General features: G+C 64.2%; 1 pseudogene. It reads left to right on the forward strand.

Annotation, left to right across the window (positions count from 1 at the left end):
• Positions 1-495: pseudogene (locus GPT33_RS12845) on the forward strand (hypothetical protein); the annotation flags it as partial.

A 495-nucleotide genomic window follows, 5' to 3' on the forward strand; every position in this document is an offset into this window, starting at 1 on the left:
CGCGAGTTCCGCACCTGGTGGTTCGAGACGGGAACACCGACCTTTCTGGTGGATCTGCTCACCGCGCGCGGCTTTTTTACACCCGATCTGGCCGGACTGCATGCCTCCGAGGCATTGATCTCGACCTTCGACGTGGACAGCATGCCCTCGGAGGCGCTGCTCTGGCAAAGCGGCTATCTGACCTTCACCGGATCGCGGCGCCTCGGTGCGCGGCTCGAATATGCGCTGGGCTATCCCAACCTCGAGGTCGAGATAGCGCTCAACGACGCCCTCCTGAAAGGCTTGATGGGCGACCCCATGCAGGCCGATCGAGCCGTCAGCCGGCTCTACGACGTGCTCGTTGCCGGCGACTTCGCGGCCTTGCGCGCCCATGTCGAAAGCCTTTTCGCGGCCATCCCCTACCACTGGCACACCGGCAATCCGCTTGCCCGCTTCGAGGGCTACTACGCAAGCGTCTTCTACAGCCATCTGGCCGCGCTGGGCTTGGACCTGACC

Origin of the sequence: Thiocapsa sp. (assembly GCF_011390875.1) — a bacterium.
In the GTDB taxonomy this organism is placed as follows: Bacteria; Pseudomonadota; Gammaproteobacteria; order Chromatiales; family Chromatiaceae; genus Thiocapsa.